The organism is Streptomyces cahuitamycinicus (assembly GCF_002891435.1).
Classification (GTDB): domain Bacteria; phylum Actinomycetota; class Actinomycetes; order Streptomycetales; family Streptomycetaceae; genus Streptomyces; species Streptomyces cahuitamycinicus.
This window is the reverse complement of record NZ_POUC01000655.1, coordinates 1-3,041: the sequence shown is the minus strand read 5'-3', so window position 1 is coordinate 3,041 and position 3,041 is coordinate 1. Positions and strand designations below refer to the sequence as shown.

General features: G+C 75.7%; 2 protein-coding genes and 1 pseudogene. 2 read left to right on the top strand and 1 reads right to left on the bottom strand.

Annotated elements, in window-relative coordinates:
* On the bottom strand, positions 1-2,159 hold a 2,159-nt coding region (locus tag C1J00_RS41070; protein WP_102913929.1), incomplete at its 3' end, for a beta-N-acetylglucosaminidase domain-containing protein.
* A 223-nt stretch (positions 2,160-2,382) separates the two neighbouring features.
* Here C1J00_RS41070 and C1J00_RS41065 point away from each other — a divergent pair.
* Both C1J00_RS41065 and C1J00_RS48640 read left to right on the top strand, forming a co-directional pair.
* A complete protein-coding gene (locus C1J00_RS41065; protein ID WP_102913928.1) occupies positions 2,383-2,640 on the top strand; it encodes a hypothetical protein in 258 nt (85 codons plus the stop codon).
* Positions 2,641-3,041, top strand: a pseudogene (locus C1J00_RS48640) (4-alpha-glucanotransferase); the annotation flags it as partial. It abuts the gene before it with no gap.

Sequence of the window (3,041 nt, the reverse complement as noted above, 5' to 3'; positions counted from 1 at the left end):
ACGCGGGAGGGGGCGGGCCCGGTGACCCGCAGGGCGTCGGCCCGTGCCCCGAGCCGCACCTCGGTCGCCCCGGAACGGTCCAGCCGGCCCGCCTCGCGCCAGCCCCGCCCGGGCACGTGCACCTCGACGCCGCCCTCGGTGCCCGGCTCGGCCAGGGCCGTCACGGCGGTCAGCGCCCGGGGCAGCGGGAAGCGCAGGGTGCGGCCGTCGCCGGGGTTGCGGGGCGGCTCGTGGTGGATGCCCGACCAGGCCGCGTACGACTTCTGCGCCCGCTGCAGGAAGGGGTCCAGGACGTCCCTGCCCACCTCGACCGGCGCCGACTCCAGCCGGGCCCGCAGCGCGCCGAGCCTGCGGTACCCCGTCCAGGCCGCCGCCGCGTCCCCGGCACGCTGCGCGTCCAGCATGCCGAGCGCGGCCAGGCCCGCCTCGCCGTACTCCGCCAGCTGCTCGGACCAGGGGGCGACCTCGGAGCCGAGCCCCGTGCCGGACAGCCGCCGGGGCAGCTCGCGCAGCACGGTGAAGGCCTCGCGCAGCCGGCGCCCGGCGTCGCCGTCGGTGCCCGCGCCGCCCGCGGTGCGGGACCGCCAGTACGCCTCGGTCAGCGGCCGAAGGTACGCCGACTCCTCGTCGTCCAGGACCGATGACGCGTCGTTGCCGGCGAGTGCGGCCAGGGCCTGTTCGCGGCGCCGGTCCCCGCCCGCGAGATCCGCGATCGCGGCGCGCCAGGAGTCGTCGGGGCGGTACGCGCGCGGGTTCCAGGCGTAGTCGGCGGCGGTGAACAGCGGGATGCGGGACGCCTCCGGCTGCTGCATCGCGTTGGCGAGCAGGGCGGCCGAACCGGTCGCGACGGCCGGCTCACGGCCCTGGTAGGGGCCGAGGAAGACACGGCCGGGGTCGTAGTCGTTGACCGGGTAGTTGTCCATCGTGACCAGCGGGTGCCCGAACGCCTCGCGCGCGTCGGCCAGTTCACCGCCCGTGATGGTGCGGGGCACCACCCCGACACCCGTCCACGCCACCTCGACGCCCGCGGCCAGCTCGCTCGCCAGCGCCCGCCGGTAGTCGGTCGTACCGTCCTCGTAGTACTCGGTCGGCATCAGTGACAGGCGCGCGGCCCCGGGGTGCCGTTCCGCCAGGTGCCGGGCCACCGCGTTGGCCACCCGGGCCTGCGCCCGCGCCGCCGCCTCGGGGCCGGAGCCGAACCGGTCGGCGTCCGCCCCGCAGTGCCACTCGCTGTAGCTGACGTCCTGGAACTGGAGCTGGAACGCCCGGAAACCCAGCGCCCACATCGCGTCCAGCTTGCGCGTCAGCGCCCGCACATCGGCATCCGAGGCGAAGCACATCGCCTGCCCCGGGGCCACCGCCCAGCCGAGCGAGACGTGGTTGCGCCGCGCCCGCTCGGCCAGTTCCCGGAAACCGGCCCGCTGTCGCGCGGGGTAGGGCTCACGCCAGCGGGCCTGCCGGTACAGGTCGTCCCCGGGGGCGTACAGGTAGCGGTTCTGCTTGGTACGGCCCATGAAGTCCAGCTGGGCCAGCCGCTGCCGGTGTGTCCAGGCGGTCCCGTAGAAGCCCTCGGTGATGCCGCGGACGGCGGTGCCCGGCCAGTCGCGGACGACGGCCGCCGCGATCGTGCGGTCGGGGCGCAGGAGCTGCCGCAGTGTCTGCACGGCGTGGAAGAGGCCGTCCTCGCCGGTGCCGGTGAGGGAGATACCGCCCTCGCCCACGGACAGCTCGTATCCCCCGGCGGGGAGGGCGTGCCGGTCGCCCGGGCGCACGGGCTCCGCCCGCGCGCGCACGACCAGGGCGCCCGGCCCGGCCGTGTCCGTGATCCGGCGGGCCCCGGCCTGCCGCAGCAGCTCGCGCAGGGCGCCGACCGCATGGGGGTCCCCCTTGCTCGAGCGAAGCCGGGAGCGTGGGGGTGGGTCCGCCTGGGCGTCGGTGATCAGGGCGACCTCGCCCGGCACGGCGACCGCGGCGCCGTTCGCGCGCAGCGACTGCGGGCGCGGCCAGACGGAGAGGTCCGGTGCGGCTGTGCCGGGGGCCGTCCTCGTGGTCGCGCCGGGGCCGGGCGGAGCCGCCGTCGCGGCGGGCGGGGCGACGAGGCTCCCGGCGACGACGGCGACCGCGAGGGCCGCGGTCCGCTTTCCACGCCGCAGTCCCACAGGCCCCCTCCAGATGCGTTCGACCGGCGGAACGAGCCCATCACCCGCCTGGTGAAGGTGTCAACGAGAGTGGCCATTGTGGGTGAAATGCCGGAATCTGGAGTGTGTGGAGCGAAGTGGAATGTGAGCAGAAGCACGATGTTGGGTCCGGGGCGTCTGCCTTCGCGTCGACTGGGTAGGGCTGCGATGACCCTTTGAAGCCGTACCCGACGAGGAGGCCCCCGTGGCTGCGATGACTTTCCTCCCGCTCCCGGCCCAGTCCAAACCCGTGGCGGACCCGTCCGCCGACCTCGACGACCAGCACCACGACGACCCGCGCTACTGCGTCTTCAGCTCCGAGAGCACCCACACCGAACTGCCGCTGACCAGCGAGCCCCCGCTGCCCGACGCCGAGCCCCTCACCAGTGAGCCGCCGCTCGCCGAAGCCGCTCCCCTGACCAGCGAGCCCTCGGCCTTCGTCCCGGACTTCACGAGGATGTAGATGACCGCACCCCGGCCGGCCGACCAGCCCTCCGAGGACCTGTCCCGCCTCGCCGCACTGCACGGCGTCGCCACTTCCTACAGTCCGTCCCCGGAGCGCTCGGTCTGGGCCTCGGCCACCGCGGTCACCCTGACCCTGGCCGCCCTCGGCGTGGACGCGAGCACGCCCGGCGCCGTGAGCGCCGCGCTCGCGGCCGCCGAGCGGGAACGGGGCGAACGGCTGCTGCCGCCGACGGTGGTCGGCTGGGGCGGCAGCCCCCCGGCCGCCCTGGCCGCGCTCCCCGGGGGAACCCGGCTGCGGATCGACACCGAGCAGGGCGAGAGCCGCGCCTCGGCGGACGGCCTCCCGCCCGGTGTCCACCGGCCTGTCTCTTATACACGTCTGACGCTGCCGACGAACTC